Source organism: Vibrio sp. 05-20-BW147 (assembly GCF_013369385.1).
In the GTDB taxonomy this organism is placed as follows: domain Bacteria; phylum Pseudomonadota; class Gammaproteobacteria; order Enterobacterales; family Vibrionaceae; genus Vibrio; species Vibrio floridensis.
In genome coordinates, this window is sequence record NZ_SZTO01000049.1 from 1 (window position 1) to 2,992 (window position 2,992).

A 2,992-nucleotide genomic window follows, 5' to 3' on the forward strand; every position below is an offset into this window, starting at 1 on the left:
TAAACCAACTTTCCGCAGACCACTTTCACCACCAAAACTCACCGCATACCAAAAATGCCACGCGGCACGAATCCCTCTTGAACGCCTTGTTATGTGAATTTTTCCAGCGCGCTCAATACACACAACCATTAAACTCAATGATTTGATTGCTTAGAGCGTGACCAACATTGTAAGTCTTAACCATGCCTCCACGGTAGACAAACTCATTCCAATTTTTCTGCTGTATATCGTAGTAATGAATAGGACAAACTAACTCTGAATACCCTGAACTTCGATATACATCTGGCTCATAAGCGAAGAGAAAAGAATGAGTTACACCAAAAGACACCAAGTATTTATCCAGTTCTTTTACGATAACCTTGGCTAAACCCAGACTACGCTTATTTGCTGCAACTGCTATACCGCCAACTATGCCCGCCTTGAAGTTGATGGAGCCCTGTGACATTAACCGGCTATAAGCAAAGCCGGTAGCAACAATCTGACTGTCGTCCTCAATGAGAACTGCACAAACAAATTCTTGGTTAAAATTGACTGTAGAATCTTGACCAAAAACTGAGTTTAGATGTGCATTAAGTGACGCTTCATACGCCTCAATTTCACCACTTTTGACAACTGATATTTTCAAGATGAGCTCCATTCACATAACGCCCGCTTAAGTGGTGAGCAACGCAATGCGATGTTTCCGCACAACACCTAAATCACTAAACTTGCCGCAAACCACAAATGCCACGCGTTGCGAATCCGTCTTAAAGCGTTTGTTAGCCGCTCACTCCTCAAGGTTATTGTCTACTTAACAAGAACTTACGCAAATCTCTCTCAGCGCGCATAACAAACAGAATAAATACCTTGTCACCGTCTTGTTTATAGAAAACACGACATGGATTTGCTACAACTTCACGATAACTCAAATGCTCTAATTCTGGCGGAATACGACCTGACTCTGGGAAAACTTCTAGACGTTCGACTTTCGAGAAGATCGCTTGAACCAGTTGCTTTGCAGCCACGACATTTTCAAGCGCGATGTACTCAGCGATATCATTTAGGTCAGATAACGCCGGTTCAGTCCAAATTACTTCAGCCATTTTGACATTTTGTCCTTGGCTTCATTATGACCAACAACCTTTCCGTCAGCTATTGCGCGCTCACCTCGTGCAATACCTTCGAGAATGGCCAAACGATTTTGCATAAACTCGTAATCATCAACATCAACTAGATACGCAGATGGCTTACCATGCTCCGTAATTAACACTGGTTCTTTGGTGTCGTGGAGATCGGCTAGGATCTTGGTTGCTTGCCGTTTGAGTGATGTAACTAGTTCTACTTTCATGAGAGCTGCTCCTAAGGATTACTAAAGTGATACTATTCTATCACTTTGAGTATAGCAAGCTCCATGACGGCTAACGCTGCGTTAAGGGGTGAATGCCGCATAAACTAACTTTCCGCAGACCACTTTCACCACCAAAACTCGCCGCATACCAAAAATGCCACGCGGCATGAATCCCGCTTAAACGCCTTGTTATGCTTAAGCTTCAATGGGTTACGTTTTTCTAGAAACAAGATTAACTCGACTTTGATTTACAAACAAAAGCCAAAACGTAGAAAACCGAAATGACTCATAGTTTTGAAAATCGGACTTTGAAATCTGGCTGCTAAAACTCAAAAACCTAAGTTCAAAGTTTTGATTGAGCCAACTTCCCTAACCTCACGCTTACCCGAAAATTGACTGAGGCAACGCTCTGAATTTTCAGCGCCAAAGAATAAGTGTCCGGAAAACAGCGCCCAGTAAAGCTGACTTGCCGACGAACTCGAAACTAACAAGCCGAGGGAACAAAGAAAAAGCATAAACCACTGATTTTACATGATTAAGCATAACGCCTCATTAAGGTGTGAGCAACGCTATACCAATGCCGCAGCAAACCACCTTAAACACTAAACGCAACGCATAGCAAAAATGCCACGCGTTGCGAATCACTCTTAAATGCTTTGTTAAGCATTTGTTGGTATTTGCGGAACATCGTTTGGCATTGCTGGTATTTGAACTGCCTCAACTTTGAACAAAATAGGTACAATATCTGTCCTAGCGAATATTGTTTGCGGTTTACCCCAGTAAATTGAATATAGTTGTTTCCCCCCCTCAATAGGAGTCTGAGTAACACTACCTGCACCTGTATAAAGAAATATCCAATCCCCTTGGTTCAATATTGCATCACCAAACCAGAGCAAATTATCTTTTATAGGGTAAGCCTGAGTATGGCCGAAAGGTTGATTTCCAATCATGACCCCAAATTGGCCAGTGTTTACCGTTTGATTTACATAAATTGCAATTCGCTCTAGATTTGCAACACCCCTATCTAAAATTCCCGTAATCGTAAACTCAGAAATATTACTAACTATCACTTTTGCCTCCAACTCCCGAAAACCAACTAGCCAAAAGTAAAGCCGCCCCTACCAACGCCAAAATGACAGCAAGAGATGGATTTAATTCAGGAGTTCTATAGAGCTCTATAGATATACCAATCAATGCAGTTCCAAATGTTGCTTCTAAGTTACTTTTCTTACGTAATCTGTTGACACTGTCCAATTGATTCTTATATATCGCCGCTTGCTCTCGGCAATCGTAGTATTCACGATTACAATCATCAATTTTTTGCTTCAACTGGCTATTTTCTTGCTGAAGTTTATTTATTTCATGGAAGTTCTGTGCTTGTAGGGCTGCAATAATCTTTGCCGTAGCCTCACCACCTAACGCCTTGTATTTATTTTCAGCAAGCCCCTCCAGTACATTATGCACATACTGAAACGGTGGCGGCTCAATACTTGTTATATAGTCCACTGAACTTGCAACCTGAGATCCTGTTGTCCCGCTAAGATCTGGTTTTGGGATATTTTCCAAGAATCCTCCTGATTGAAACATATGCTTAACGCTGCGTTAAGGGGTGAATGCCGCCTAAACCAACCTTCCGCAGACCACTTTCACCACAAAACTCACCGC

At 42.1% G+C, this 2,992-nt stretch carries 6 protein-coding genes and 2 pseudogenes; all 8 read right to left on the reverse strand.

The window, feature by feature from the left end; genetic code table 11:
* Positions 1-129 (reverse strand): annotated as a pseudogene (locus tag FC652_RS19570) (DUF3265 domain-containing protein); the annotation flags it as partial.
* The gene (locus tag FC652_RS19575) at positions 113-625 is read right to left on the reverse strand and encodes a GNAT family N-acetyltransferase (RefSeq protein WP_255199199.1); all 513 of its coding nucleotides are present in this window, start codon (positions 623-625) and stop codon (positions 113-115) included. The pseudogene FC652_RS19570 and the gene FC652_RS19575, both read right to left, overlap by 17 nt.
* A 154-nt stretch (positions 626-779) precedes the next feature.
* Positions 780-1,082, reverse strand: coding sequence for a type II toxin-antitoxin system RelE/ParE family toxin (locus FC652_RS19585; protein WP_000852547.1), 303 nt, complete (start codon positions 1,080-1,082; stop codon positions 780-782).
* On the reverse strand, positions 1,070-1,327 hold the full coding sequence (locus FC652_RS19590; protein WP_000861988.1) for a type II toxin-antitoxin system Phd/YefM family antitoxin: 258 nt from the start codon (positions 1,325-1,327) through the stop codon (positions 1,070-1,072). The genes FC652_RS19585 and FC652_RS19590 overlap by 13 nt, the downstream gene beginning before the upstream one ends.
* Before the next feature lie 70 nt (positions 1,328-1,397).
* Entirely contained in the window at positions 1,398-1,520 is a 123-nt protein-coding gene (locus FC652_RS19595; protein WP_176299849.1) for a DUF3265 domain-containing protein, read from the reverse strand.
* Between the two features lie 466 nt (positions 1,521-1,986).
* Positions 1,987-2,397, reverse strand: a complete 411-nt coding sequence (locus FC652_RS19605) for a hypothetical protein (RefSeq protein WP_176299846.1) — start codon at positions 2,395-2,397, stop codon at positions 1,987-1,989.
* Positions 2,387-2,893, reverse strand: a complete 507-nt coding sequence (locus FC652_RS19610) for a hypothetical protein (RefSeq protein ID WP_176299847.1) — start codon at positions 2,891-2,893, stop codon at positions 2,387-2,389. The genes FC652_RS19605 and FC652_RS19610 overlap by 11 nt, the downstream gene beginning before the upstream one ends.
* A 25-nt stretch (positions 2,894-2,918) precedes the next feature.
* A pseudogene (locus FC652_RS19615) lies at positions 2,919-2,992 on the reverse strand (DUF3265 domain-containing protein); the annotation flags it as partial.

What these genes read in the sequence shown, in the direction of transcription:
- FC652_RS19585 (WP_000852547.1), bottom strand. Translation starts at nt 1,082, where the DNA reads ATGGCTGAAGTAATTTGGACTGAACCGGCGTTATCTGACCTAAATGAT.
- FC652_RS19590 (WP_000861988.1), bottom strand. Translation starts at nt 1,327, where the DNA reads ATGAAAGTAGAACTAGTTACATCACTCAAACGGCAAGCAACCAAGATC.